Annotated in this window: 24 protein-coding genes and 1 pseudogene; 17 read left to right on the plus strand and 8 right to left on the minus strand. The window is 59.4% G+C overall.

Annotation, left to right across the window (positions count from 1 at the left end):
* Nucleotides 1-9: 9 nt before the first annotated feature.
* Nucleotides 10-885, minus strand: coding sequence for a CoA transferase subunit A (locus tag KUF73_RS28135; RefSeq protein WP_218441271.1), 876 nt, complete (start codon nt 883-885; stop codon nt 10-12).
* A gap of 12 nt (nt 886-897) precedes the next feature.
* Nucleotides 898-1,788 (minus strand): VOC family protein, encoded by an 891-nt coding sequence (locus tag KUF73_RS28140; RefSeq protein WP_218441228.1) that lies wholly within the window; start codon nt 1,786-1,788, stop codon nt 898-900.
* A 358-nt stretch (nt 1,789-2,146) separates the two neighbouring features.
* On the opposite strand from KUF73_RS28140, the gene KUF73_RS28145 reads away from it, so the two are divergent.
* A complete protein-coding gene (locus tag KUF73_RS28145) occupies nt 2,147-3,319 on the plus strand; it encodes an acyl-CoA dehydrogenase family protein (protein ID WP_218441229.1) in 1,173 nt (390 codons plus the stop codon).
* Complete coding sequence (locus KUF73_RS28150; RefSeq protein WP_218441230.1) at nt 3,316-4,509, plus strand: acyl-CoA dehydrogenase family protein; 1,194 nt, start codon at nt 3,316-3,318, stop codon at nt 4,507-4,509. Before KUF73_RS28145 ends, KUF73_RS28150 begins: the two co-directional genes overlap by 4 nt.
* 241 nt (nt 4,510-4,750) lie before the next feature.
* On the opposite strand, the gene KUF73_RS28155 is transcribed toward KUF73_RS28150, so the two are convergent.
* From KUF73_RS28155 to KUF73_RS28165, 3 genes are read right to left on the minus strand one after another with little or no spacing between them, the layout of a single operon-like run.
* A complete protein-coding gene (locus KUF73_RS28155) occupies nt 4,751-5,386 on the minus strand; it encodes a nuclear transport factor 2 family protein (protein WP_218441231.1) in 636 nt (211 codons plus the stop codon).
* Nucleotides 5,386-6,159, minus strand: coding sequence for an SDR family NAD(P)-dependent oxidoreductase (locus KUF73_RS28160; RefSeq protein WP_218441232.1), 774 nt, complete (start codon nt 6,157-6,159; stop codon nt 5,386-5,388). Before KUF73_RS28160 ends, KUF73_RS28155 begins: the two co-directional genes overlap by 1 nt.
* Before the next feature lie 14 nt (nt 6,160-6,173).
* Nucleotides 6,174-6,908, minus strand: a complete 735-nt coding sequence (locus KUF73_RS28165; RefSeq protein WP_218441233.1) for an SDR family NAD(P)-dependent oxidoreductase — start codon at nt 6,906-6,908, stop codon at nt 6,174-6,176.
* A 254-nt stretch (nt 6,909-7,162) separates the two neighbouring features.
* On the opposite strand from KUF73_RS28165, the gene KUF73_RS28170 reads away from it, so the two are divergent.
* The 3 genes from KUF73_RS28170 to KUF73_RS28175 all read left to right on the plus strand — a co-directional run bounded on the left by KUF73_RS28170 (nt 7,163) and on the right by KUF73_RS28175 (nt 9,499).
* On the plus strand, nt 7,163-7,996 hold the full coding sequence (locus KUF73_RS28170) for an alpha/beta fold hydrolase (RefSeq protein WP_218441234.1): 834 nt from the start codon (nt 7,163-7,165) through the stop codon (nt 7,994-7,996).
* Nucleotides 7,997-8,363: 367 nt separating this feature from the next.
* Nucleotides 8,364-8,666 (plus strand): transposase, encoded by a 303-nt coding sequence (locus KUF73_RS31495; RefSeq protein ID WP_256345709.1) that lies wholly within the window; start codon nt 8,364-8,366, stop codon nt 8,664-8,666.
* Entirely contained in the window at nt 8,663-9,499 is an 837-nt protein-coding gene (locus KUF73_RS28175) for an IS3 family transposase (protein ID WP_256345707.1), read from the plus strand. The genes KUF73_RS31495 and KUF73_RS28175 overlap by 4 nt, the downstream gene beginning before the upstream one ends.
* A 109-nt stretch (nt 9,500-9,608) precedes the next feature.
* Here the strand turns inward: KUF73_RS28175 and KUF73_RS28180 are convergent, their stop codons facing one another.
* Entirely contained in the window at nt 9,609-10,976 is a 1,368-nt protein-coding gene (locus tag KUF73_RS28180; protein ID WP_218441235.1) for an inorganic triphosphatase, read from the minus strand.
* Nucleotides 10,977-11,132: 156 nt separating this feature from the next.
* Between KUF73_RS28180 and argE the strand changes: the two genes are divergently transcribed.
* The 11 genes from argE to KUF73_RS28235 all read left to right on the plus strand — a co-directional run bounded on the left by argE (nt 11,133) and on the right by KUF73_RS28235 (nt 23,666).
* Entirely contained in the window at nt 11,133-12,287 is a 1,155-nt protein-coding gene (gene argE, locus KUF73_RS28185; protein WP_218441236.1) for an acetylornithine deacetylase, read from the plus strand.
* Nucleotides 12,288-12,533: 246 nt separating this feature from the next.
* Entirely contained in the window at nt 12,534-13,832 is a 1,299-nt protein-coding gene (gene argA, locus KUF73_RS28190; protein ID WP_218441237.1) for an amino-acid N-acetyltransferase, read from the plus strand.
* Between the two features lie 715 nt (nt 13,833-14,547).
* Nucleotides 14,548-15,900: an OprD family outer membrane porin gene (locus tag KUF73_RS28195; RefSeq protein ID WP_218441238.1), complete on the plus strand. Its 1,353-nt coding sequence runs from the start codon at nt 14,548-14,550 to the stop codon at nt 15,898-15,900.
* 411 nt (nt 15,901-16,311) lie between these two features.
* Nucleotides 16,312-17,655, plus strand: a complete 1,344-nt coding sequence (locus KUF73_RS28200) for an OprD family porin (RefSeq protein WP_218441239.1) — start codon at nt 16,312-16,314, stop codon at nt 17,653-17,655.
* A gap of 390 nt (nt 17,656-18,045) precedes the next feature.
* Nucleotides 18,046-18,684: a peroxiredoxin gene (locus tag KUF73_RS28205; protein ID WP_218441240.1), complete on the plus strand. Its 639-nt coding sequence runs from the start codon at nt 18,046-18,048 to the stop codon at nt 18,682-18,684.
* A 285-nt stretch (nt 18,685-18,969) separates the two neighbouring features.
* Nucleotides 18,970-19,563 carry an NADPH-dependent FMN reductase gene (gene ssuE / locus KUF73_RS28210; RefSeq protein WP_218441241.1) on the plus strand — a complete coding sequence of 198 codons (594 nt, stop codon included), beginning with the start codon at nt 18,970-18,972 and terminating at the stop codon, nt 19,561-19,563.
* Nucleotides 19,564-19,668: 105 nt separating this feature from the next.
* On the plus strand, nt 19,669-20,649 hold the full coding sequence (locus tag KUF73_RS28215; RefSeq protein WP_218441242.1) for a sulfonate ABC transporter substrate-binding protein: 981 nt from the start codon (nt 19,669-19,671) through the stop codon (nt 20,647-20,649).
* 25 nt (nt 20,650-20,674) lie between these two features.
* A complete protein-coding gene (ssuD, locus tag KUF73_RS28220; protein ID WP_218441243.1) occupies nt 20,675-21,823 on the plus strand; it encodes an FMNH2-dependent alkanesulfonate monooxygenase in 1,149 nt (382 codons plus the stop codon).
* Between the two features lie 8 nt (nt 21,824-21,831).
* Complete coding sequence (gene ssuC, locus KUF73_RS28225) at nt 21,832-22,614, plus strand: aliphatic sulfonate ABC transporter permease SsuC (RefSeq protein ID WP_218441244.1); 783 nt, start codon at nt 21,832-21,834, stop codon at nt 22,612-22,614.
* On the plus strand, nt 22,611-23,417 hold the full coding sequence (gene ssuB / locus KUF73_RS28230) for an aliphatic sulfonates ABC transporter ATP-binding protein (RefSeq protein WP_218441245.1): 807 nt from the start codon (nt 22,611-22,613) through the stop codon (nt 23,415-23,417). The genes ssuC and ssuB overlap by 4 nt, the downstream gene beginning before the upstream one ends.
* A 33-nt stretch (nt 23,418-23,450) precedes the next feature.
* Nucleotides 23,451-23,666: a molybdopterin-binding protein gene (locus KUF73_RS28235; protein WP_003229256.1), complete on the plus strand. Its 216-nt coding sequence runs from the start codon at nt 23,451-23,453 to the stop codon at nt 23,664-23,666.
* An 89-nt stretch (nt 23,667-23,755) separates the two neighbouring features.
* On the opposite strand, the gene KUF73_RS28240 is transcribed toward KUF73_RS28235, so the two are convergent.
* Together KUF73_RS28240 and KUF73_RS28245 are read right to left on the minus strand one after the other, a co-directional pair.
* The gene (locus KUF73_RS28240) at nt 23,756-24,391 is read right to left on the minus strand and encodes a TetR/AcrR family transcriptional regulator (RefSeq protein ID WP_218441246.1); all 636 of its coding nucleotides are present in this window, start codon (nt 24,389-24,391) and stop codon (nt 23,756-23,758) included.
* Between the two features lie 282 nt (nt 24,392-24,673).
* Nucleotides 24,674-26,050: a glutamine synthetase family protein gene (locus KUF73_RS28245; RefSeq protein ID WP_218441247.1), complete on the minus strand. Its 1,377-nt coding sequence runs from the start codon at nt 26,048-26,050 to the stop codon at nt 24,674-24,676.
* A 278-nt stretch (nt 26,051-26,328) separates the two neighbouring features.
* On the opposite strand from KUF73_RS28245, the pseudogene KUF73_RS28250 reads away from it, so the two are divergent.
* Nucleotides 26,329-26,580: pseudogene (locus KUF73_RS28250) on the plus strand (gamma-glutamyl-gamma-aminobutyrate hydrolase family protein); the annotation flags it as partial.
* Nucleotides 26,581-26,595: the final 15 nt, after the last annotated feature.

A 26,595-nucleotide genomic window follows, 5' to 3' on the forward strand; every position in this document is an offset into this window, starting at 1 on the left:
CGCTAATCCTCAGAACACGGGAAGGGGCAAGGCGCCCATGGAGTCGGCACCGCCGTTCTGTGCCTGGTAGGCCTGCTCGCCACCGGCGATGTAGGTCTGCACATATTCCTGCCAGCCGTTTTCCGCCTGACTGCTGGCGACATAGCCCTTGAGGTGCTTCATGTCCCAGCCATAGTCGGGGGCGCAGGAAGTCGGGTGCGCACCGAGGGGCGCATGCACCACGCCACTCACCAGATAGCGCTCGAAGGTATTGAAGCGGGCCTGATCGGCGCTTAATTGCAGGCGCTCTTCGAGACGCTCGCATGAGACAAAGCACTGGTTGGCAGCACGGGCGAACAGGTGATCGAAGTACGGGTCCGGCCCGGTCACCAGGCAGTTACCCAGGCGATCGGCGACGTTGACGTGCAGGAACGCAACGTCGAGGTTGAGCGCCGGCATCGCCAGCAATACTTCACCATCGGCATAGGGCGACTGGACGGTTTTGAGCTCTGGATTCAGGCGCGCCACATCAGTGGCCAGACCGCATCGGGTTGGCAAGAACGGCAAGCGCATGCCAGCAGCGCGCAGGCCCCACTGGAACATCCCTTCGTCCAGCTCCATCAGTTCCAGCTCACCCGCTTCGCGGGCTTTTCGGTAGTACGGTTCCAGCGGAATGGCATCGAGGGTGGCGAAGCCGAACACCAGCTTCTTGACCTTGCCGGCGGCGCACAGCATGCCCACTTCGGGGCCGCCGTAGGCAACCACAGTCAGGTCCTTGACCGGCGAGCGCAGGATCTCGCGCACGATGGCCATCGGCTTGCGCCGCGGGCCCCAGCCGCCAAAGCCGATGGTCATGCCATCGCGCAATTGAGCGACCGCATCGGCCGCCGTCAGTTGTTTATTCATCATGACAATTCCTTACTGTTGGCCGACCGAAAAGTCGTGCCCCCAAATGCTTACGCGGGTGAACTCAAACGCCGAATGGTCGGCCCAGTCGACCTGCAACCCGCCGAAGCCGTACTCCAGATCGAAACCGGAAGGCGTCTTCATGTAGAAGCTGGTCATGCGATCGTTCAGGTGCTGGCCGAGGGTGGCCGACAGTTTCACGTCATGGGCGTGCAGACGGTCGTGGGCGCGGCCGACTTCGGTCATCGAATCGACCTCGACCATTACGTGCACGCAACCTGATGGCACCGGGTACTCGGCCAACGCCAAACTGTGGTGACGGGCGTTCTGGCAATGCAGGAAGTGAATGCGGATTGGCGGTGCCGATGGGTCGGGACGGAAGTTGAAAAGGTCCGACAACTCGAAGCCCAGCACATCCTTGGCGAACGCCAGGGTGGCATCGAAATTCGGCGCCGGAAGCACCGTGTGACCCAGCCCCATGTCGCCAGTGATGAAGCGCGGCACACCTTGGGGCGAGACAAACGGCAGGCAGTCGGAGCGATGCCCCCAGCTCAATTCATGGCAGTTGCCCGACGGGTCGGTGAGTTTGACCAGCGCCTGAACACCACGCTGGTCGATCTCGGCGGCAGAGCCTGGCTGCCATTCGATACCCACGGCAGTCAGGTGCTCAAGTGCGGCATTGAATGCTGTTTCGCTGGCCAGTTCCCAACCGGAAGCCAGGTAACGTGCCTCGCTGCCTTCGACGATCAGCATGCGAAACGGACGCTCGTCCATTTTCACGTACAAACCACCGCCGGGCGCCGGCTGCACTTGCATGCCCAGCACGTCTTCGGCGTAACGCTGCCAATGGCTGAGGTTTTCGATCTGCGAGACGAAATAGCTCAAACCGCGAATGTCGATCATGCCTTAGTCCTCGTTGGCTGAAGGGGTTCGTGGTGAGCATTGTGCAAAGCGCCGCTCGCCACTTCATCGTCCGTTGAGACTAAGCACCCTCGTGCTTTGCGCCGCTGTTCCTGCCGATGACGTGGTGTCGCAGATGCATCCCAAACGCCCGACGCTTTGTAGGAGCCAGGCTTGCCGGCGAAGAACGAGGACGCGGTGTGACAGATCCACCGCAGCGTCCCCGTTCGCGGGCAAGCCTCGCTCCTACCGGTGAAGAACGACGGTGTGGCACGTGACGACCTAGTCCGTTTTAGTGATTCGAATCTCGTCCCCAACGCCACAGACTGGCGCATCCATCCGCCTTGCAGAGACATCCTCCATGGAGTTCGCCTTTACCGAAGAACATCTGATGATTCGCGACAGTGCCGAGCGTTTTCTCGCCCAGGTCAGCGACTCGCATGCCGTGCGCGCAGCGATGATTCGTCCGGACGCTCATGACCCCGAGGTCTGGCAGCGGATCGGCCAGGAACTGTACTGGCCGGCCTTGATGGTGCCCGAGCGCTTTGGCGGCATGGGACTGGGGTTTGTCGAGCTGGCGATTCTGCTGGAACAAAGCGGTCGCTACCTGTTGGGCTCGCCGCTGTTCGCCACAGCATGCCTGGCCACCCCGGCGCTTTTACTGGGGCACAACGAGGCGATTCAAGAACACTGGCTGGGTTCGATTGCCGCCGGGGAGACCCGCGCCACCCTGGCCTTTGCCAGTGTCCCTGGGCTGGACGCTTGCAGCGTGAAAACCGTGGCAGAACCACGTTCGGGCGGCTGGGTGCTTGACGGCCAATACGCCCAGGTCATCGATGGCGCCTCGGCCGACCTGTTGATCGTCGCCGCCCGCGCCCCCGGCACTCTGGGCGAACAGGGCATCAGCCTGTTCGTCTTGCCTGGCGATACGTCGCGCATGATACGTAAACCCCTGGCAACGCTAGACCAGACCCGCCGCCTGGCGCACATCGAATTGCATCAGGTGCAGGTCAGTGAAGCGCAACAACTCTGCGGCCCGGAGCAAGGTTGGGCGGTGCTGCGCGACACCCTGCTGGTCGCCACCATCGGGCTTGCCGCCGAGCAGACTGGCGGCGCACAACAGGCCCTCGACCTGACCCTGGCGTACATTGGCGAACGCCGGCAATTCAAGCGCACCATTGCCAGTTTTCAGGCGATCAAGCACCGCTGCGCTGACATGATGCTGCAAGTCGAATGCGCCCGCTCAGCCGCCTACTACGCCGCATGCGTGGCCCAGGAACGCCTGGACCCTGCCGGTGATGCCGCCGTGGCCAGGGAGCTTGAGCTGGCTGCCGCCACCGCGAAAATCCATGCCAGCGAGGCGTTTTTCCACTGTGCCGCCGAGTCGATCCAACTGCATGGCGGCGTCGGTTTCACTTGGGAATACGATCCACACCTGTACTTCAAACGCGCCCGCGCCGGCGAGCAACTATTAGGCAGCCCGGCGCTGCACCGCGAGCGCCTGGCCGCGCATCTATTGGGAGAGCAAGCATGAAAATCGGTTTCAGTCGTGCAGACGAAGCGTTCCGCGAAGCAGTCGCGCAGTGGATGGTCGAGCACCTGAGCGGCGAATTTGCGCCCTTGCGCTTTCGCGGCGGGCCGGGGGATGAGCACAGCTTTCCTGAAGAGCGCAAAGCCTGGGAGCGCGAGTTGGCCGCAGGCGGCTGGATCGGCGTCGGCTGGGGCAAGGAACATGGCGGACGCGGACTGTCCATCAGCCAGCAGGTGATATTCCATGAAGAGTACGCCCGCGCCGGAGGCCCTGGGCGAATGGGCCATATTGGCGAAGGTCTGGTCGGCCCCACGCTGGCCGCTTTCGGCACTCCGGCCCAGCAACAGCGCTTGTTGCCCGGCATCCTCGACGGCAGTCAATTCTGGTGCCAGGGCTACTCGGAACCGGGTGCCGGTTCGGACCTGGCCAATGTGCAGACACGGGCGAAACTGGATGCCACCGGTGAGCATTGGCTGATCAGTGGGCAGAAGGTCTGGACCTCTCTGGCCCACGAGGCCGACTGGTGTTTCGTGCTGGCGCGCACCGAGCCCGGCAGCCAAGGGCATCACGGTTTGTCGTTCCTGCTGGTGCCTATGCATCAGGACACCGTCCGCGTGCAACCGATCCAGCAACTGACCGGCACCAGCGAATTCAACGAGGTGTTCTTCGAACAGACCGTCACTCACGCCGACAACCTGATCGGCCAACCGGGTGATGGCTGGAAGATCGCCATGGCGCTACTGGGTTTTGAGCGCGGCGTGTCCACGCTGGGTCAGCAGATGCAGTTCCACAACGAACTCGACGAAATCATCCGCATTGCCCGTGCCAACGGTGCTGCGCGCGACCCGCTGCTGCGTCAGCGCATCGCCCAGGCCTGGGCCGGCCTCAAGGTGTTGCGCTACAACTCACTGCGCATGCTCTCGGGTCCGCAAGACGGCAACCTCGGCCGCGAAGCGATGATCTACAAACTGGCCTGGTCCACATGGCACAGCGACCTGGGCAAGCTGGCCATGGACGTGTTGGGCGATGCAGCGGAAATCCTCGACGCTGCGCCTTACGAACTCAGCCGTTTGCAGTCGTTGTTTCTGTTCACACGCTCCGACACCATCTATGGCGGCAGCAATGAAATCCAGCGCAATGTGATTGCCGAACGCGCGCTGGGCATGCCGCGCGAGCCACGGGTGAACGGATGAGTTGAGCACACCGATAACGGCAAGATCGAAAGATCGAAGCCTTCGGCAGCTCCTACATGACTTCGTGGGGACGCGGTGCGCCCGGTCAATGTAGGAGCTGCCGAAGGCTGCGATCTCTTGATCTTGCTGTTGATCTTCTTGCCACCTCGAGAGGCACTAGCGAGCTATCGAATGGCGGTGGCATGGGGGTTGAGTTGATGCTGCACCTGAGGCGGCCATCCTGCATCGGCCGCCCCGATGTTCAGCGCACCCGAATCTTCGGGTCATCCGCCCCACGACGCAGGCTGGCGAGGAAGCCTTCCAGCGGCGCCGGTTCGGCGATTTGCGGCAGGGCGTCCTTGTCCGGACGTTGCGCCCAGAACGCGTCCCACGACGGAAACAACTCGTGGAAGCTGCCAGCGTACGGTTCGCGCCCTGGCCAACGCATTTTCAGGCCACCAATTGGAGGCTTGTTCAGGTCGGTCGCATACCAGTAGCACGGCAAGCGACGGCGGAAGCACCAGCGCCCGTCGATCCGCTCGTAGTCGTCCCAGTACAGCATCTGCATGATCACCCACTCGGGACCGGTCTCATGCTCGTTCTTCGAATAGACCACGCCAGTGGCGTGGTCGGCATCGCTGAACTCGATGATGTGCTGGCCCAAGTGATGGGACGTGCCGTGGAACTGCTTGCGCATGGTTTCATCCAGCCACGCCTTGAGGTGCGCACGACCGCTCTTGTCGCGGCCCACACGCACGTCCGGGGCGAAGCAGTTGGCCATGGCATCCATGTCGCGCATGTCCAGTGCCAGGGCGTACTTGCCGGCCAGTTGACGGATCGCGTCCAGCGACTCCAACCGGTCGATGCGCGCGAGCAATTCGTTCGTGTCCTGGCTCATCAGTCGAGCACCGTGTACAGATCCGAACCGCGCCCGCCATCCACCGCCAGGCTCGCACCCGTGACATACGAAGCTTCGTCGCTGGCCAGGAACAAAATGGCGTTGGCCAGTTCCACCGGCAAGCCGACCCGTTTCATCGGGATCACTTTTTCAGTGTTGGTACGGGTCTTGGCGTCGCCCAGCATGCCGGCCGTTGCCGGGGTGTCGACCACACCCGGAATGATCACGTTGCAGCGAATATTGTGCGGTGCGCCTTCGCTGGCCGCTGCCCGACTGAAGTTGATCACTGCCGCCTTGGCTGCCGAGTAACCGGCCATCCACGCGGTGCCGAACAGGCCGCAGATCGAAGCGATGTTGACGATCGAACCGCCCCCCTGCGCTTTCATCAATTGCATTGCGGTGCGGGTGCCCCAAAAGGTGCCGTCCACGGTGGTGGCGAAGTTGGCGTGCCAGTCGGCGGTGGTCATCGCGTCGATGCCGCCCCAGGTGTAGGCCATCGCGTTGTTGACCAGGATGTCGAGGCGTCCGTGACGTTGCGCAGTGGCTTGCAGCGCATCGACGTAGGCCTGCTCATCGCTGACATCGGCGACGGCGATCTCGGCCTTCCCGCCCTGGGCATGGATTTTTTCCTGCACGCCTTGCAGTGGCTCGATGCGCCGTCCGCACAGCACCACCGTGGCGCCCTCTTCGGCGAACCGCAGCGCGGTGGCTTCACCGATGCCGGAACCGGCGCCGGTGACGAACGCGATCTTTCCTTGTAAACGATTGCTCATGGGTAACTCCCTGATCAGATAAAGGCCATGCCGCCGTTGACGGCGATGTTCTGCCCGGTCATGAAACTGGCGTCTTCGCTGGCCAGGAACACCGCGACTTTGGCGATCTCGTCGGTCTCGCACATACGGCCCAGCGGCACGCTTTTGAGCAGCGTCTGCATGTACTCGTCAGGGATGCCGGCCATCATCGGAGTGTTGGTCGGACCCGGCACCAGGGTGTTCACGCGTATACCGCTGGCCGCCAGTTCACGGGCGATCGAACGGGTCAGCCCCATTACGCCGGCTTTCGAGGCGCAGTAATGACTAGGACCTTCGCCGGTCAGCGCGGCGGTGCTGGAGAGGTTGATGATCGCGCCTTTGCGGCCGCCCTTGACCATCAACTTGGCTCCCTCGCGGCAGCACAGGAAGGTGCCGCCCAGGTTCACGCCGATCACCCGTGCCCAGCTCTCGTCCGGGGTTTCGAGGAAACTGTCCAGCCCGCCCACGCCAGCGTTGTTGACCAGAATGTCGAGGCCACCAAAGTGCTGCTCGGCCTGGCCCATGGCATCGGCCACGGACGCGCCATCACCGACGTTGCAAGCCAGGGCCAGCACCTTGTCGCCGAGGTCAGCCAGACTCTCGGCCAGGGCCGATTGATTCAAGTCGACAGCCACCACCTTGGCGCCTTCGGCGACAAAACCACGCACGATGGCCTGGCCCATGCCTTGCGCGGCGCCGGTCACAAAGGCCACTTTATTGAGTAACTTCATAGCGTTCTCCGAATGTGCAAATACCCTGCGGCCCGCTGCCCTTGCAGTGAGGCCGTCCCCTGAATGATTAGCGGCAAGTGCCCCGGCACACATCGTCCGATGGGACTATCGCCACGTGGTCTGAACGGACGATGTGAACAACGCCACCAGCGCCCAGCATTCACCGTGCGCGCAGCGCGCCAGGCACAGCGTTCCCCTTCAATAAACGCCTGGCGCGGCTGTGCTTCATGAATCCGCAGAGAATGGAGAACCCCATGAACCAACCCGTAGACCTGCCCCTGCCCGTCGGCCATTACGCGACCCTGCCCAACGGCCTGCGTCTGCACTATCTGGACGAAGGCGCAGGCCCCGTCGTGCTGTGGCTGCACGGCAGCGGGCCGGGTGCCAGTGGCTTCAGTAACTTCAAGGGCAACTACCCGCAATTAGTCGCTGCGGGCTACCGCAACATCGTGCTCGACCTGCCGGGGTTCGGTCGCTCGGACAAACCCGAAGACGCCCAGTACAACCTGGATTTCTTTGTCGATTGCGTGGCCGCGTTCCTGGAGGCCGTCGGTGTAAAACGCTGCACGTTGCTGGGTAACTCGCTGGGCGGCGCGATCGCCCTGGGCCTGTCCCTGCGCCTGCCGCAACTGCCCCAGAGTCTGATTTTGCTGGCTCCGGGCGGTGTCGAGGAGCGGGAGACTTACTTCAAGATGGAAGGCATCCTGCGCATGGTCAGCCTGTTCAACGAGGGCCCCATTGGGATGGAAGAGATGCGCAGCATGATGCGACTGCAGCTGTTCGATGATTCGATCCTGCCCGAGAGCCTGTTGGAAGAACGCGTAGCGGTGGCGGTGACTCAGCCGAAAAACCTATTCAGCACGATGATGGTGCCGAACATGGAAGCGCGTCTGGGCGAGATTAAGTGTCCGATCCTGGGCTTCTGGGGGACCAACGATCACTTCAACCCGATCAGTGGCGCCCAGCGCATTATTGATGGTGCGCCGAATGCTCGCTTTATCGTGCTTAACCGTTGTGGGCATTGGGTTCAGGTGGAGCATCGCGAACTGTTTAACCGTAGTTGCATCGACTTTTTGCAGCACGGTTGATTTCTGCTGTTGGGTTGGGTTGGGTTGGGTTGGGTGCATATCCGTTTCTGCGGTAACGGCGACTATTGGTTTCGCTTTTACAGCGAGTCACTTTGGAAAAGCCCCAAAGTAACCAAAAGGCTCTCGCCCCACCCCTCGGTGCCTCGCTTAGGCTCGGCATGCCGTAACGAAGGTTGCTCCGTGGGTTGCCGCGATGGGCCATCCCTGGCCCAGCGTGGTTTAACGGGGCGCCCAGATCAAGAGCTGAGCGCCCCATCACTTACGGATGCACACAATCCCACTGTAGGAGCTGCCGGTGAACTGGCCTAATGATTTTGGACACTTCAATCGGGCGCTATGATGGCGCCCAAATCTGAGGTGTTTGGATATGCGTAAATCTTATTCGAGAGAGTTCAAGCTCAAGGCCGCCAGCATGGTGCTGGATGAAGGGCAGTCAGTTCCCGACGTCTGTGCCAGTCTGGATATTGGCCCTACCGCCTTGCGCCGCTGGGTCGATCAGGTTCGTAAAGAGCGCTTGGGTTCGACCCCGCCGGGGGCCAAGGCGATCACGGCCGATCAGCGAGAGATTCAACAGCTCAAAGCGTTGCTCAGGCAAAAAGACCTGGACATTGAAATCCTAAAAAAGGCCAGTGCTCTCCTGCTTTTGGACTCCAAAGATCATTCTCGATGATCAACGAGCTGGACGAGCAGTACGGCGTTAACAATTGCTGTCGGGCGTTTGGAGTCAACCGCAGCAGCTTTTATGCCTGGCGTGAGCGCCAAGGTAAGGTGAAGCCTGAGCGGGAGAAACTTAAAGCCGTGCTGGTCCAGCATCACAAGGAATCCAGAGCGTCCGCAGGGTCTCGCACCCTTTCCAAGGAGCTGCAAGCCAAGGGGCATCGTGTCGGGCGGCATATGGCTCGCAGTTTGATGCGCGAAGCCGGTGTTGCCAGTCATCAGCGGCGGCGGCATAAGTACAAATCTTCCGGCGTAGAAGCGCTGGTGGCGCCACACGTGCTCAAGCGCAAGTTTGATGTCACGGCGATCAATCAGGTGTGGTGTGGCGATGTGACGTACATCAAGGTGGGTAAGCGTTGGATGTATTTCGCGGCGGTGCTGGACTTGTTTGCTCGCCGGATCGTGGGGTGGTCGTTTTCAATGATTTCCGACGCCACGCTGACCTGCGAAGCGTTGCGAATGGCGGTGCAATTGCGAGGCCGTCCAAAAGAGGTGCTGTTTCATTCTGATCAAGGTTGCCAATACACCAGCCACAAATTCAGGAATGAGATGCGCAAGCATGGACTCCTGCAAAGCATGAGTCGTAAAGGTGAGTGCTGGGACAACGCCCCAATGGAGCGTTTCTTTGGCAGCCTGAAATCAGAGTGGGTTCCAGAAGGCGGCTACAGCTCGGAGCATGAAGCCCGCGTGGATGTGCAGCGTTATGTGATGCGTTACAACAACGTCAGACTCCATAGCTACAACGACTACCGGTCGCCGGTAGCTATGGAGAAACTGGCGGCGTGAAACCTTAACTGGTGTCCAGAATTACTTGACCAGTTCAGGCTGGCTCCCACAGGGGATTTGTGACGTACACAAAACCAATGTGGGAGCCAGCCTGCTGGCGATGGCGGTGTTACATACGCAGCAGCATCTTCCACGCACGATTCTGATACACCGCAATCGCCTGCTGCTTACGCGCGTCCAGGGTTTCGTCGGTGATCGGCTCGTTGGCCAGTTGCGCCAATTGCTTGAGCTCGCCGTACAAGCGATCCATCTCCGGGATGTCCAGCACGTGACGCGCGTGGTGCAGCCAGGCCTGGATGCGTTCGATGCGCGGCAGTTGCTCGGCCAGGTCTTCCGGTTGCTGCTGGTAGCGCTGCAATTGCAGTGAGTTGGCTTCTTCGCCCAGCAGGCGCGGCAACCAGCTGCCCAGTTGCGCAGCGCCCTGGCGATTGCCACGGGTATTGCGGTCGGCGGCCCAGGTACGAGCCAGCAGCCAGCGCGAAGTGTTCAGGGAGAACAGGCCCCAACGCGGGTCTTCGAGTTCTTCGAGGAACTGCTCCGGTGCGGCTTTACGCACATCTTCGTCATCCAGGCCGGCCTGAACCAGCGGACGCCAGTCTTCGAGTAATGCATCCAGCGCGACGCGCATGTCGTGGGTCGATTGACGCGGTGCGGCTTGACCAAGACTGCTGACCAGCGCGCGCAATTCGGCGAGGTTTTCCACCCAGTCTTGCAGCAGGCGCCAGTGGCCATTGAAGCGATACTGCTCGGCCAGACGCTGGCTGCTGCCCAGCAAATGCCAGCTCAGGGCGGCGAAGGCGTCGTCCAGCGGCGTTTCAGCGGTGATCTGCGGCGCCGGCAGGCTCAGCGAGTAGCTGTTGGCGTCGTACAGGCGATAGCCGCGTTCAGCTTTGCTGATATCGCACGGCATCAGGGCCAGGGTCGCGGCCAATTCGGCGGCCAGTTCCAGCAGCGCAGCCGGTTCGCCTTCGCGCAGTTCCAGTTCCAACTCGCAGATTTCTTCTTTCTGCTTGCCCACCACAACGTGGCCCAGGTCTAGCGCCGCTTCGATGACCACTTTGGTCTTGCCTCGGCCCCAGGCGATTTCGGCGCGTTCGCGGACGAAGTCGGTGGTGAAAATCGGCTTCAGGGTTTTCTTGTCCAGCTCGGCCAACTCTTCAGGCCAGCATTCGCCATCGAGTTTTTTCACGTCGAGTTTGGCTTTGGGCAGGTTCCAGTCGTATTCGTTACGCTCGGACAAACCGGCGACGCTTTGGCCGCGGGTCTTGAGCGTTTGAATAACTTCTTCGCCATCCTTGCGTAGGCGCAGGGCGACTTTGGCGCGGGCCAGGTCGCGCTCGGGCGTGTCGAAGTACTGGTTCATCAACTCACGGCGTTCCCAGCCACTTTTGTTGCGTTTTTTCAGTAACGGGTGCTCGCGCAGGGCGGCGAGGGTTTCGCGGCTGACGCGGAGTTTGATTTCGGTTTCTTTCTGCATGGCCGGAAAATCCAGGATCGGGAGCGCAGCCGGGGGAATGTGTGGCTGCCAAGGTCGTGCAGTGTACAGGACTCGCCGATCCTACGCGCCGCGACGGTTTATTCCTGTCGCCGGATGGTTCTATGATGGACTTCAATTCGGGAGTTGGAGTCAGCGATGCCTTTGCCGTCCATGAAAGATCAGTTCGCTGCACTGATCGCCGCACCGTCCGTCAGTTGTACCCAGGCGAGCCTCGATCAATCCAATCGCCAGGTGATCGACCTGCTGGCCACTTGGCTCGGCGACTTGGGTTTTGCCTGCGACATCCAGCAGGTCAGCCCCGGCAAGTTCAACTTGCTGGCCAGTTTCGGCTCCGGCCCCGGTGGTTTGGTGCTGGCCGGTCACAGCGACACCGTGCCGTTCGATGGTGCGTTGTGGAAGACCGATCCACTGAAGTTGACCGAAGTCGACGGTCGCTGGGTGGGGCTAGGCAGCTGCGATATGAAGGGTTTTTTCGCCCTGGCCATCGAAGCGGTCAAGCCGCTGCTCGATCAACCGTTCAAACAGCCGCTGCTGATCCTCGCCACCTGCGATGAAGAAAGCTCGATGTCTGGCGCTCGCGCCCTCGCACAAGCCGGGCGACCCTTGGGCCGTGCGGCGGTGATCGGCGAGCCGACCGGGCTCAAGCCGATCCGCATGCACAAAGGCATCATGATGGAGCGCATCGATATTCTTGGGCAGAGCGGCCATTCGTCAGACCCGCGCCTGGGCCACAGCGCCCTTGAAGCCATGCACGATGCCATCGGTGAATTGCGTGGCTTGCGGCTGCTGTGGCAGCGCGAGTTCCGTAACCCGCAGTTCAGCGTGCCGATGCCGACGATGAATTTTGGCTGCATCCATGGCGGCGATAACCCCAACCGAATTTGCGGGCAGTGCTCGCTGGAGTTCGATCTGCGGCCGTTGCCCGGCATGGACCCTAAAGCCCTGCGCGCGGCGATTTTGCAGAAGCTCAATCCGATTGCCGAACGGCATCAGGTCAAGATCGATTACGCGCCGCTGTTCCCTGAAGTGCCGCCTTTCGAGCAGGCCGAGGATGCCGAGTTGGTGCGTATCGCCGAAAAGCTCACCGGCCATAGCGCCGAATCAGTGGCGTTCGGCACCGAAGCGCCTTATCTTCAGCGCCTTGGCTGCGAAACACTGGTACTCGGCCCGGGCGATATCGCCTGCGCCCACCAACCGGGGGAATACCTCGAAATGTCACGTTTGCAGCCTACGGTGCATCTATTACGGCAACTGATTGAACATTACTGCCTGACACCGGCCAAAAACTGAACGCGTACCCTTGTAGGAGCTGCCGTAGGCTGCGATCTTTTGATCTTGTTTTTTGTAAGATCAAGATCAAAAGATCACAGCCTTCGGCAGCTCCTACAGGGGGCGGTTAAATTGGTATTGTCCCAACCCGTATTCATGAGGAGAGCGCGCGTGTCGCCAAGCCTGTTCCGACGATAACCATCAGCCCGCGGTGCGTTTTCTGTTTCGCTTATTTTTTGGCTGCTATTTATTTACAGGCCCAGGTTCATGCCCGAATACGTTAATTGGCTTCGTCACGCTTCGCCTTACATCAACGCCCACCGCGATTGCACCTTTGTCGTCATGCTGCCCGGCGACGGCGTTGAACATCCCAACTTCGGCAATATCGTCCATGACCTGGTGCTGTTGCACAGCCTGGGTGTTCGACTGGTGCTGGTTCACGGTTCCCGCCCGCAAATCGAAGCACGCCTCGCCGCTCGCGGCCTGACCCCGCATTACCACCACGGCATGCGCATCACCGATGCTGCGACGCTGGAGTGTGTGATCGATGCGGTCGGCCAACTGCGCATCGCCATCGAGGCGCGGCTGTCGATGGACATGGCTTCGTCGCCAATGCAGGGCTCGCGTCTGCGGGTGGCCAGCGGCAACCTGGTGACTGCGCGGCCAATCGGCGTGCTCGAAGGCGTCGATTATCACCACACCGGCGAAGTGCGTCGGGTCGATCGCAAGGGCATCAATCGCCTGCTGGACGAGCGCTCCATCGTGCTGCTGTCGCCGTTGGGATACTCGCCGACCGGTGAGATTTTCAACCTCGCCTGTGAGGACGTCGCCACCCGCGCGGCCATCGACCTGGGCGCGGACAAATTGCTGCTGTTCGGCGCGGACCTGGGTTTGATCGATGAACACGGTCGTCTGGTTCGTGAGTTGCGCCCGCAACAGGTGCCGGCGCATCTGCAGCGCCTGGGCAGCAACTATCAGGCGGAGTTGCTGGATGCAGCCGCTGAAGCCTGCCGTGGCGGCGTGGCCCGCAGCCATATCGTCAGCTACGCCGAAGACGGCGCGCTGCTGACAGAGCTGTTCACCCGCGACGGTGGCGGCACGCTGGTTGCCCAGGAGCAATTCGAAGTGGTGCGCGAGGCGGCCATCGAGGACGTCGGTGGTTTGCTGGATTTGATCAGCCCGCTGGAAGAGCAGGGGATTCTGGTACGGCGTTCCCGCGAGGTGCTGGAGCGGGAGATCGAGCAGTTCAGCGTGGTCGAGCGCGAAGGCATGATCATCGCCTGCGCGGCGCTGTATCAGATTGCCGATTCGGATGCCGGTGAGCTGGCCTGCCTGGCCGTCAACCCGGAGTACCGGCATGGCGGTCGTGGGGACGAACTGCTGGAGCGTATTGAAATCCGTGCGCGGGCACAGGGGTTGAAGACTTTGTTCGTCTTGACGACCCGCACGGCGCACTGGTTCCGCGAACGTGGGTTTGTGCCGAGCAGCGTTGAACGCCTGCCATCGGCGCGGGCGTCGCTGTACAACTACCAGCGCAATTCGAAGATCTTCGAAAAGACCCTTTGATCGCAATGACCCTGTAGGAGCCGCCGCGGGCTGAGGTTTTTTGATTTTGTTTTTCAAGATCAAGAAATCGCAGCCTGCGGCAGCTCCTACAGGGTTTTTGCATTCAATCCTGTACGAATTTCGCGCTGGCATACGGCGATACTTCGGCCGCACTGTTTCTGCCTTTCCCGGTTCGTTCAAGAACTCCGCTGTCTCGCCAATCGCTTTGGCCGTGCCACGTCCAGCTCCCACGCTCATGCTAAGGCGCTTTTCAGTCTGGCTGCCGACGGAGGTTGACGCGTGGGCAGATAGAGAAATACAAGCGATACATAAACTGTAACAAATGGTCCGGATAGTGCGCGTTTGATCGTCATGGAGAACCGCCTTTCGGAAGGAATTATTACCGAATTGCGTCAAAGCTAAACGATCTAAAAAAGAGCTAATAAATACTTTTTAGGAATTGGCTTGTGAGCCGGCTGCTCTAGGTCGGGCCGGTAGGTAAGGGAAGCTAAATTCCTAAATGGTATTAGAAAAGAAATGAGTCGTTCTTTTCAGGTTCGTGACGAAATCATGAACCTGCATGGACCAAAAAAACGGGGATTAGACTATGGTCGTAGACACACAAAGTTACGATTGACTTGTTGGTCACCGACCGGCGCTAATCGCGCATCTTAGGATCCGGGGCACTCGACCCAGGGCCAGGAACACAAGAATTAGAAACGAGAGGAGTTAAACAATGAACAAGTCCACCTTGGCCTTGGCCGTGGCTGTAGGGGTTTTGGCGCAGCAGGCAGGCGCCGCCGGTTTTATCGACGACAGCAAGGCGTCCGTTAGTTCGCGTACCTATTATTTCGATTCCGATAAACGTGAAGGTTCTACGAGTACCGCTCCTAGTAATGCTGGTAACAGACAGCGAGAGGCCGCTGAGGGTCTGAAGTTCGATTACCAGTCGGGCTTCACCCAAGGTGTCGTCGGTTTCGGTATCGACGCCCAGGCGCTGGTTGGTATCCATCTGGACGGTGGCAAGGGCCATCACCCGGACAACAACTCCTTTAGCCCTAGCGATTCCGATGGTTCGGCGGAGAGTGAGTGGAGCCGTCTGGCGGGCAACGTCAAGGCACGTTTCTCCAAGACCGAGGCTCACGTGGGTGGCGCTCTGCAGCCAAACATGCCGATCCTGATCGCGAACGACAGCCGCGTGCTGCCACAAACCTTTGAAGGTGGCACCATCACCTCGAAGGAAATCGACAACGTAACCTTCAACGTGGGTCAGCTGGAGCACGCGACAGGTCGCGCCTCCTCGAACTCCACTGGCCTGTCTGTGGCGGGCGCTACCGAGGACAGCAACAAGTTCCGTTATGCCGGTGCTGACTGGAAGGTCACCAAAGACCTGACGCTGCAGTACTACTATGCGAACCTGGAAGACTTCTACAAGCAGAACTTCCTCGGCCTGGTGCACGTTTACCCAATCGCCCCCAACCAGTCGTTCAAGACTGATCTGCGTTATTTCGACAGCAGCTCTGACGGCAAGAACGGCGATGCGGGCTACCGCTTCAACAACAACAACGGCTTTGCCAAAAACCCTGGTGAGGTCGATAACAAGACCTGGAGCGCCACCTTTACCTACACCTTGGGCGGCAGTGCGTTCCTGCTCGGGCACCAGCGTGTCAACGATGACGGCGGCTTTGTCTTCTTGAACCAAGGTAACGTTGTTGATGGCAACGGTCGCAACGAAGGGGCGGGCGGTGCCAGCTTCTACTCGTTTACTGATGCCACTGTTGGCAGCTTTATCCGTGCTGGTGAGAACACCACGTACGGCCAGTACTCCTATGACTTCGCCTCGCTGGGCGTGCCAGGTTTGAAAGCTTCGATCGCTTACCTGGATGGCCAGGACATCAAGGCTACCAGCGGTGTCGGTAAAGACCTGAATGAGCACGAGACCGACGCGCGTATCGACTACGTGATTCAAACGGGTCCACTTAAAGGCTTTGGTACCACTCTGCGTCACGGTACTTACGGTGGCAACACCAGCACTCCTAATGAGGACCAGACCCGTCTGATCTTCAACTACACCTACAGCTTCCTGTAACCCGCACCCCACAAAACCTCGCCTTCATGGCGAGGTTTTTTTTGCACTTTTTTCTATATTCCATAAACATCGATCGTGATGATTTTTTATTCTTTTTAGCTTCTTCATTAAACGCCTAAAGTGGGCTCATCCGACTCGCGACGGGTCTCGGATTTGGCAATTTCACCCCTCGACAATCAAACAGGTTAAGGAATTGGCCTTTTAGCCGATACCTCTGTTCTGTGCTGCGAACGTATATAGCCAAATGGCATGAAAAAGAATGAGACAATTCTTTTCAGGCTTATGTCGAGGTATCCTGTAGCGAGCAAACCATTGATTTAGAAGGACTGACGCGATTAGTGCGTCTGCGGATCCGAGGCATTCGACCCAGGACCAGCAACATAAAAAATTAGAAACGATAGGAGCGAAACAATGAACAAGTCCACCTTGGCCCTGGCTGTGGCCGTAGGGGTTTTGGCGCAGCAGGCAGGCGCCGCCGGTTTTATCGAAGACAGCAAGGCAACGTTGGGGCTGCGCAATTTCTACATCAATACCGATTACCGTGACGGTACCGGTCCGAACAAAAACGAAGAATGGGGCCAAGGCTTCGATCTGCGTTTCATCTCCGGTTACACCCAAGGCACTGTAGGCTTCGGTGTTGATGCGATCGGCCTGCTGGGCGTCAAGCTGGATTCGGGCGGCGGCACCAACGGCGCGGCAAACAACGCTGCTTATGGCGGTACCGTTTTCCCAAGCAAGTCCAACGGCGAAGCGGTTGATGATTTCTCTAGCCTGGGCCTGACTGCCAAAGCCAAGATCTCCCAGACTGAATTGAAGCTGGGTACTCTGCAGCCAAAACTGCCGGTCATCGTGACCAACGACGGTCGTTTGCTGCCGCAAACCTGGGAAGGTGGCCAGATCACCACGGGTGACATCAAGGACCTGACGCTGGTTGGCGGTCAGATCGAACACGTTAAAGGTCGTAACTCCAGCAACAATGAGCAGATGGCAATCAACGGCGCGAACCCGCGCGTTGCCAACAGCAACAAGTTCATCTACGCCGGTGGTGATTACAAAATTACCAAAGACCTGACGGCCCAGTACTACTACGGCAATCTGGAAGACTTCTATAAGCAACACTTCCTGGGGCTGGTACACAACTGGGCCATCGGCCCGGGTGTATTGAAGTCGGACTTCCGTTACTTCAACAGCTCCGACGATGGGGCTAACGGTCACGACCCGCTTTACTACAGCACCGGTGACTACACCGGCGTTGCGAGCGGTAAAGGCAAGGTGGACAACAACCTGTACAGCGGCCTGTTCCTGTACACGGTTGCCGGTCACACTTTCGGTGGCGGTTACCAGGTCAGCAACGGCAGCAGCGACTTCCCGTGGCTGAACCAGGGCGACGGTTCGTCGAACTACACCATCACCGACTCGCAAATCCAGAAGTTCGGCCGTGCCGGCGAGCGCACCTGGCAAGCACGCTACTCGTTCGACTTCGCCAAGGTTGGCGTACCGGGCCTGACAGCGGGTCTGGTTTACCTGCATGGCGATAACATCGATACCGTTGCGGCCGCTCGACCTTTCCGACAGGTAGCTAATGGCGCTTCCGAGTGGGAACGCGATCTGAGTGTTGGTTACGTCGTTCAGTCTGGCGCGTTGAAAAACCTCGGCTTCGCCTGGAAGAACGCTACCTGGCGCACCGACCTGCCGAGCACTCGCTCCCAGGACGAAAACCGCCTGATCCTCAGCTACTCGATCCCGCTGTTGTAATAGCGTGTAGGCGCTGTGTAGGAGCTGTCGAGAGAAACGAGGCTGCGATCTTTTAAGGGCAAGATAAAAAGATCGCAGCCTTCGGCGGCTCCTACAGAAAACCTCAATGGCGCTGACAAAAAAAGCCCCGCCCGGCATCTCGCCGGGCGGGGCTTTTGCGTTTTCAAAGCGGGCTCACCCCCGTAAACCCGCCATGAAATTTCCCTCTTTTGCAGCAACTCAAGGCCTTCTCGAACCTCGCTGCCGATGTTCGGCGCGATGCACAGTCACGTCCAGTGAACAGATTTTTAATATTCTTTAATGATCTAAATAAATCGATATTTATTCTTTTTAATAGATAAAAAACACAGGCACAGTTGAGCTCATCAAGCACTCACAAGGAGCAGCACCATGAGCCTCAGACTCGGCGATATCGCCCCCGACTTCGAACAGGACTCCAGCGCCGGTACCATCCGTTTCCACCAGTGGCTGGGCGATAGTTGGGGCGTGCTGTTTTCCCATCCGGCCGATTTCACCCCGGTGTGCACCACCGAACTCGGCCTCACGGCCAAGCTCAAGGATGAGTTCGCCAAGCGTGGGGTCAAGGCCATCGCGCTGTCCGTCGACCCGGTGGATTCGCACCACAAGTGGATCGAAGACATCAACGAAACTCAGAACACCGTCGTTACCTTTCCGATCCTCGACGACGCCGACCGCAAGGTCTCGGACCTCTACGACCTGATCCATCCCAACGCCAACGACACCTTGACCGTGCGATCGCTGTTCGTGATCGACCCGAACAAAAAGGTCCGCCTGACCATCACCTATCCGGCGAGCACTGGCCGTAATTTCAATGAAATCCTGCGGGTGATCGACTCGCTGCAACTCACCGACAACTACAAGGTGGCGACCCCGGCCAACTGGCAGGACGGTGATGACGTGGTGATCGTGCCGTCGCTCAAGGACGAAGACGAAATCAAACAACGTTTTCCCAAGGGTTATCGGGCGGTTAAGCCGTACCTGCGCCTGACGCCACAGCCTAATCGTTGAAGATCAAAAGATCGCAGCCTGCGGCAGCTCCTACATGGATCGGCGTGTACCTGTAGGAGCTGCCGCAGGCTGCGATCTTTTCAAGGTGTCCACAAAGCAGGGGATTTCGGGCCGTTTCAACGGCCTGTTTTTTTGCCCGGAGAAAACTGATTCTTATATCTCTTAAACGCATAACCAAATGAATAAATATGATTTATGGATATATAAATCTGCTGTTAATGTCACCCCATTCCAAAGCGAGATCGCAAACCGCGAATCGCTAACACCGTTCAAGGAATTGTCTTAATGCTGGTCGTCTCACTCGGTGGCAGTCCCAGCCAACGCTCCCGTTCCGGGGTGCTGCTGGACCGCTCACAGCGTTGGTTGCAAGCGCAAGGCGTGGAAGTGGTGAGTTACCAGGTACGGGACTTCCCGGCCGAAGACCTGCTGCACGCACGCTTCGACAGCCCGAAGGTGATCGACCTGCTGCAACAGATTGAAAACGCCGATGGCTTGTTGATCGCAACACCGGTCTACAAGGCATCGTTCTCAGGTGCGTTGAAAACCGTGCTGGACTTGCTGCCCGAACGCGCCCTGGCTAACAAAGTCGTTTTGCCAATGGCCACCGGCGGCAGCATCGCCCACATGTTGGCGGTGGATTACGCGCTCAAGCCAGTGCTGTCCGCGCTGAAAGCCCAGGAAATGCTTCACGGTATTTTTGCCGAAGACAGCCAGATCGCTTACGGCGAAGGCAGCGCTCTGGCGCAGTTGGCACCCGAGCTGGAACAAAGACTGAATGAGTCGCTGGAGCTGTTTTTCAGCGCCATGGCGCGACGGCCCAAGCCGCTCGATCCGAACCTGTTGAATGAACGTTTGTTGAGTGCTCGCTGGAGCATTTGAGCTCCACCGAAAATTAGCCCCACCCAAAATTGATGTACTGGCCTTACTCGCCCGCTAACGGGCAAGCAGGTGCAGCCAAAAACCCTACTGCAAAAGGAGAGCGCCATGCGCCCTGTCATTTTGCGTCGTGGTCTGGTCGCTCTGTTTGCTGCGGCTGTAACCTTCGGCGCCATTACTCAAGCTCAAGCTGAAACTCTACGAATCGGCTATCAAAAGTACGGCACCCTGGTGTTGCTCAAAGCCAAAGGCACACTGGAAAAACGTCTCGCCGCTCAAGGCGTGGACGTGCAATGGACTGAATTCCCCGGTGGTCCGCAACTGCTTGAAGGCCTGAACGTCGGCTCGATCGATTTCGGCGTCACCGGCGAAACGCCTCCTGTGTTTGCCCAAGCGGCTGGCGCCGATCTGCTCTACGTCGCCTATGAACCACCGGCGCCAAACAGCGAAGCGATCCTTGTGCCGAAGGACTCGACGATCAAATCGGTGGCAGACCTCAAGGGCAAGAAAGTCGTCCTGAACAAAGGCTCCAACGTGCACTACCTGCTGGTGCGTGCACTCGAAGACGCCGGCCTCAAATACACCGACATCCAGACCGTATTCCTGCCGCCAGCCGATGCCCGCGCCGCGTTCGAACGTGGCAGCGTCGACGCCTGGGTCATCTGGGACCCTTATCAGGCCGCCGCTGAACAGCAACTGCAAGCGCACACCCTGCGTGATGGCAAGGGCATCGTCGACAACCACCAGTTCTACCTCGCAACCAAACCATACGCGCAGAAAAATCCTGAGGTGATCAAGACCCTGGTGGAAGAAGTGCGCGCAGTCGGTGAATGGTCCAAGGCCAACCCGGAAGACGTGACCAAGCAAGTCTCGCCGCTGCTCGGCCTGCCGGCGGACATCACCCTGACCTCGGTGAAACGCCAGGGCTACGGGGCGCTGTTCCTGACGCCGGAAGTGGTCGCCGCGCAGCAGAAAATCGCCGACACCTTCTACCAGCTCAAGCTGATCCCCAAGCCGTTGAGCATCAAAGACGTGATCTGGACGCCACCGGCGGCCGTTGCCCAAAGCTCGATATCCAAAGCTCAGTAACTCGAACCCCTAAGGAGACCACTCCATGAGCCTCAATATCTTCTGGTTCCTGCCTACCCACGGTGACGGCCATTACCTTGGCACCGCTGCAGGCGCTCGCGCCGTCGACCACGGTTACCTGCAACAAGTCGCACAAGCGGCGGATCGCCTGGGTTTCGGTGGCGTGCTGATTCCTACTGGCCGCTCCTGCGAAGATTCGTGGCTGGTGGCGGCGTCGCTGATCCCGGTGACTCAGCGTTTGAAGTTCCTTGTCGCCCTGCGCCCCGGGATCATTTCCCCGACGGTGGCAGCGCGTCAGGCCGCGACGCTGGATCGTTTGTCCGGCGGGCGTGCGCTGTTCAACCTGGTCACCGGCGGTGATCCAGAAGAGTTGGCCGGCGATGGTCTGTTCCTGACTCACGAAGAGCGCTATCAGGCTTCGGTGGAATTCACCCGCATCTGGCGTCGTGTGCTGGAAGGCGAGACCGTCGATTACGACGGTCAGCACATCAGCGTGAAGGGCGCCAAGCTGCTCTACCCGCCGATCCAGCAGCCGCGTCCGCCGCTGTACTTCGGCGGCTCGTCGGAGGCTGCGCAGGATTTGGCCGCCGAACAAGTTGAGATGGTTCTGACCTGGGGCGAGCCGCCGGCCGCTGTGGCCGAAAAGATCGAACAGGTCCGCGCCAAAGCCGCCAAGCTCGGCCGCACCGTGCGCTTCGGCATTCGTCTGCATGTCATCGTTCGCGAAACCAACGCCGAAGCCTGGCAAGCGGCGGACCGTCTGATCTCGCACCTGGATGACGAAACCATCGCTAAAGCCCAGGCTTCGTTGTCGCGTTTCGATTCGGTCGGCCAGCAACGCATGGCGGCGCTGCACGGCGGCAGTCGCGACAACCTGGAAGTCAGCCCCAACCTGTGGGCCGGTGTCGGCCTGGTGCGTGGCGGTGCCGGTACGGCGCTGGTGGGTGATGGTCCGACCGTGGCGGCCCGCGTGAAGGAGTACGCGGACCTGGGCATCGACACGTTTATCTTCTCCGGTTATCCACACCTGGAAGAGTCGTATCGCGTTGCTGAGTTGCTGTTTCCGCACCTCGATATCGAGCGCCCGGAACTGCCAAAAGGCGCGAACTACGTCAGCCCGTTTGGCGAGATGGTCGCCAACGACATTCTCCCTAAAGCCGCGTCCCAGAGCTGAGGCGCGCCATGAAAAAAATCATCCACAGCCTCGCGCCCTGGGCGTTGCCGGTGTTGCTGCTGGCGGTGTGGCAGTTGTCAGTGTCGGCAGGCTGGTTGTCGACACGGATTCTGCCGGCGCCGATCGCCGTGATCGAAGCCGGTGTAAGCCTGTTCCGCAGCGGCGAAATCTGGACGCACCTGGCAATCAGCGGCTGGCGTGCCGGGCTCGGTTTTGCAATTGGCGGCAGCATCGGTCTGGTGCTGGGCTTCATCACCGGCCTGTCGAAATGGGGCGAACGGCTGCTCGACAGTTCGGTGCAGATGATCCGCAACGTACCGCACCTGGCGCTGATTCCACTGGTGATTCTGTGGTTCGGCATCGATGAGTCGGCAAAGATTTTTCTGGTGGCGCTGGGCACGTTGTTCCCGATCTACCTCAACACCTATCACGGCATCCGCAACGTTGATCCGGCATTGGTCGAGATGTCGCGCAGTTATGGCTTGTCCGGTTTCGGCCTGTTCCGACAGGTGATCCTGCCGGGTGCGCTGCCTTCGATTCTGGTCGGTGTGCGCTTCGCACTGGGCTTTATGTGGCTGACGCTGATCGTCGCGGAAACCATTTCCGCCAGCTCCGGCATTGGCTATCTGGCGATGAACGCCCGGGAGTTTTTGCAGACCGACGTGGTGGTGCTGGCGATCCTTCTGTACGCAGTGCTTGGCAAATTGGCTGATCTCGCTGCCCGTGGGCTTGAGCGTGTGTGGCTGCGCTGGCATCCGGCTTATCAAGTTGTCAAAGGAGGTGCCGCATGACGGCTCAACAACCTCCACGCCTGCTGCGCGGCATCCCGCTGGCGGTGCGCAAGTTGCAAAAAACCTTTGGCTCGCGGCAGGTGTTGCGTGAGATCGATCTGCACATTCCGGCGGGTCAGTTTGTCGCCGTGGTCGGTCGCAGCGGCTGTGGCAAAAGCACGTTGCTGCGCTTGCTGGCCGGGCTTGATCAGCCTACCGGCGGGGAATTGCTGGCCGGCTCCGCGCCGCTGAGCGATGCACGCGAAGACACGCGCCTGATGTTCCAGGAAGCACGACTGCTGCCATGGAAAAAGATCATCGACAACGTCGGCCTCGGGCTCAGGGGCAACTGGCGGCCGCAAGCGCTGGAAGCCCTGGAAGCAGTGGGGCTGGCGGATCGCGCCAATGAGTGGCCAGCGGCGTTATCCGGTGGGCAAAAGCAACGTGTGGCCCTGGCCCGGGCGCTTATCCATCAACCGCGCTTGCTGTTGCTCGACGAACCTTTGGGCGCGCTGGATGCCTTGACCCGGATCGAGATGCAGCAGCTGATCGAACGGCTCTGGCAACAGCACGGCTTCACCGTGTTGCTGGTAACCCACGACGTCAGTGAAGCGGTGGCAATTGCCGATCGGGTGATTCTGATCGAAGACGGCGAAGTTGGCCTCGACCTGCACGTGGAACTGCAGCGCCCTCGGGTGCGCGGTTCCCATCGGCTGGCAGCGCTGGAAACCGAAGTCCTTAATCGCGTGCTGTCACTGCCCGGCCAACCGCCAGAACCTGAACCTGTTTCACCATTGCCTACGCAGTTGCGTTGGGCTCAATAACTCACGCCTTATCCAACGACGGGAATCAATATCATGACTATCAAAGCCATCAACGTCCGCAACCAGTTCAAAGGCTCCATCAAGGAAATCGTCCTCGGTGACGTGCTGTCGGAGATCGACGTGCAGACCGCGTCCGGCATCGTCACGTCGGTGATCACCACACGTTCGGTGAAAGAGCTGGAACTGGTCGTCGGCAGCGAAGTGATCGCGTTCGTGAAATCCACCGAGGTGTCGATCGCCAAGTTGTAAACGCTTGTGAAGATCAAAAGATCGCAGCCTTCGGCAGCTCCTACAGGGGTATACATTCCAGTGTAGGCGCTGCCGAAGGCTGCGATCTTTTAAAGCGCAGCGCGCTTGTGTAGGTAAGGCGGTAGATAAAGCCCCAGATACGCATCAAACACCCGCATCCCTTCCTCCGCCATGCGCGGCGTAATCTGCCCATGCTGTTGCACCGAGCGCGCGTAAACGCGGTCGCCAAGCTCCATGGCCAGCGCAAACACATCGACATCGGTCGGCAGTTTCGGCAGCTCGAAATGATGGTCGAACAGTTTGTGCATCAGGTCGCCCAGTTCGATGTCGTGTTGACGGTCGGCCTGGGTGACTTCGGTCAGACCGTGCTGGGCGAGGATGAGTTGGCGGGCGGCGGCGTCTTCGTCATAGATGTCCAGCATGCGCTGTTCCACCAGTCGCGACAGATCACGCCAGCCGGTAAGGGCGTGGTGGTCAATAGGCGCTTGCAGGCAGGCGCGGAATGCGGCGTGAATATCAGCGGTCAGGGCCTCAAGCAACGCCGGGACGCTGGCGAAAAAGTGGTAGACGGAGGAGGGCGGGATCTCCGCGCGCTCGGCAACGCTGTAGATCGACAGGCTGGCCACGCCCTCGGCAGCCAGCAGCGTACGGGCTGCATCGAGTATCGAGTCGATCCGGGCCTGGCTGCGTGCGCGGGGTTTGCGGGGGGTGGCTACGCGTGTCATTGGAGTCTCCTGCGGGGCAGCGGGCATTGTACGCAGAGCGGCGTGATGTTCCATAGCCTGTGGTTCCCGGTTTACCTGTGGCGAGGGAGCTTGCTCCCGCTGGGTCGCGGAGCGGCCCAAAAACCGGTCAATTCGATGTGTCTGACAGAATCATATCGCTATGAACGGGAGTCCTTCGGCCTCCAGGGGGAGCAAGCTCCCTCGCCACAGGGGTTGATGCCAGACATAAAAAAACGCCGCAGGCTCCAATAGCCGGCGGCGTTCTTTTTTCACTGCAATCGCTTACACGGTATGCAGGTACCAGTTGTACTCAAGGTCGGAGATGGAGTGTTCGAACTCCTCCAGCTCGCTCTCTTTGCACGCGACGAAGATATCGATGTATTTCGGATCGATGTACTTGGCCATGACTTCGCTGTCGTCCAGCTCACGCAATGCGTCGCGCAGGTTGTTCGGCAGGCTTTGCTCGTTTTGCTCGTAGCTGTTGCCTTCCACGGGTGCGCCCGGTTCGATCTTGTTGGTCAGACCGTGGTGCACGCCTGCCAGGACCGAAGCCATCAGCAAGTACGGGTTGGCATCGGCGCCGGCCACACGGTGTTCCAGACGGACCGCATCGGCGGCACCGGTGGGCACGCGCAGGGCTACGGTGCGGTTGTCCAGGCCCCAGCTCGGCGAGTTCGGCACGTAGAACTGTGCACCGAAACGACGGTAGGAGTTGACGTTCGGGCAGAGGAAAGCCATCTGCGCTGGTAGGGTCTCGAGCACACCGCCGATCGCGTGACGCAGTGCGGCGTTCTGCTCGGGATCCTCACTGGCAAAAATATTCTTGCCATCTTTATCGAGAATCGAGATGTGGACGTGCAGACCATTACCCGCCTGGCCAGGGTAAGGCTTGGCCATGAAGGTGGTGTCCATTTCATGGTCGTAGGCGATGTTCTTGATCAGGCGCTTGAGCAGGACCGCGTAGTCGCAAGCCTTGATCGGGTCGGCCACGTGGTGCAGGTTCACTTCGAACTGCGCCGGGGCACTTTCCTTGACGATGGCGTCGGCCGGGATGCCTTGCTCTTTTGCACCTTCCAGAATGTCCTGGAGGCAGTCGACGTATTCGTCGAGGTCGTCGATCAGGTAAACCTGGGTCGAGTGCGGGCGTTTGCCAGAAACCGGCGAGCGTGGCGGTTGCGGTCGACCGTTCACGTTCTCCTGGTCGATCAGGTAGAACTCCAGTTCGAACGCGGCGCAAATAGTAAGGCCCATTTCGTCGAACTTGCGCACTACATTCGCCAGTACTTCACGGGGGTCGGCGAAGAAGGGCTGGCCTTCGAGTTCGTGCATGGTCATCAACAGCTGCGCGGTTGGGCGCTTCTGCCATGGCTCATTGCACAGGGTGTCGGGGATTGGATAGCAGATTCGGTCAGCATCGCCGATGTCCAGGCCCAGGCCGGTGCTTTCCACCGTCGAGCCATTGATATCCAGAGCAAATAGAGAGGCCGGCAGGTTGATGCCTTTCTCGTAAACCTTGTGGAGGCTGGTGCGTTCGATGCGCTTGCCGCGCACCACACCATTCATATCCGCAATCAGAAGGTCAACGTACAGAACCTCAGGATGTTCCTTAAGGAACGCGTTCGCTTCGTTAAGCTGAACGGCACGCGGGGGTACCGACATGATGCAACACCTTTGTTGTTAAAAATATCAATCATTGATCTCTTCGGATTCCAGTCAACCCGAACGGCATGCCGAAGTCAAGCGAGGCCTTTTTTGCCCTAAAAAAGCGCTCGTGTGGCTTTTTTGAGGCACTTTGGGGCGTTTTTATGCCTTTGAACGCTTTGACGCCCGCATGCTTGAGCGGGCCGTGTTGTATTTTTTACGGGGGTGTTGTGTAAAAAAATGAACAAGGCTAAGCTCGAATCAAACCCATAACAGCAATAATACCGGGGTGCTTCATGTCTCGCCTGCCGTTAATCGGCGTCACCGACTGCTCTAAGCAGAACGGTCTGCATGCTCATCACATCAGTGGCGACATTTACGTCAGCGTTGTTGCCTCAGCAGCTTCGGGCCTGACGGCTCGACCATTCCCGTCCGATATTCTGGACGGCGCTGATGGCACCCCCATTACGGTTACTCCATTCAATATAGAACCGATTCACAATAGCGGCGTGGCCTTTGTGCTGAGCACCGCTCGCGATTCTGCACGCCTGGCATTTGTCGCT

It is taken from the genome of Pseudomonas sp. PD9R, from assembly GCF_019200975.1.
Taxonomy (GTDB): Bacteria; Pseudomonadota; Gammaproteobacteria; order Pseudomonadales; family Pseudomonadaceae; genus Aquipseudomonas.